The organism is Tropicimonas sp. TH_r6, assembly GCF_033101155.1.
Classification (GTDB): domain Bacteria; phylum Pseudomonadota; class Alphaproteobacteria; order Rhodobacterales; family Rhodobacteraceae; genus Tropicimonas.
Genome location: NZ_JAWMPX010000088.1, coordinates 1 through 722, shown reverse-complemented (window position 1 = coordinate 722; position 722 = coordinate 1). Strand labels below are relative to the sequence as shown.

The 722-nt window shown below is 52.2% G+C and carries 1 protein-coding gene; it reads left to right on the top strand.

Features of this window, described 5'->3' with window-relative positions; all coding sequences use genetic code 11:
- Positions 1 to 431: 431 nt before the first annotated feature.
- Positions 432 to 722 (top strand): hypothetical protein (locus R3X27_RS25515; RefSeq protein WP_317711726.1); only part of this gene is annotated, 291 nt, incomplete at its 3' end.

Genomic DNA, 722 nt, shown 5'->3' with positions numbered 1-722 from the left:
AATAGCTTCCAAGTTCAATGCGACGTCATTCAATGCATGGAGTTGCGTAGTGGAAGGAGAAAGCTTTAGATCTGAACACCGTCGCCTCACTCTCCCTATAGTCTTGGACCCCAGACCATCACCATCACCATCACCATGATGGGTAGTACGATAATCACTAGAGTTCTCTATGGGTATTTGTACTAGCTGGGTGTCGTGGTAGCTGTCGCCAATTGTAGGGCGGAAATTGATGGAGTGACCATCACCATTGGTAGATGGGTGGGGCATAGTTCAAGCCTTGGTTAGGTTGCGGGATTTCAGGTGCAAACCCGTCTCTTCACCAATGATGACTGTGAGGACGTTCGCTTCCTTCTACAGTCGGACCTAATTCACCGGTCAGCACCCCGCGCTCCGGAAGGTGGCGGTGACGGACGGACACGCTTGACCGGCTGTTGAACGAGGATCAGAAAAGGGCGAGGAACGCCGTGAACTTTGGCTTGGGGCTTCCGAAACTGATCGAGGTTCTTGTTATGCTAAGAGTCGCTCTTGCCCTTCTACTGCTTTCTCCCTCTTCAGTATTTGCCGAAAACGCGCCGGACATCGGTCGCCTCTACGGCCCAGACCATCAGTTGTTGAAATACCGCTGCACAAAAGAGGACGATTACAACGTCGAGTGCGACTTCACGGAGGTCAGCTTTTTTCGCAATGCAGAACCCGGTAGCCTCGACGCGAAGATCGCTGAT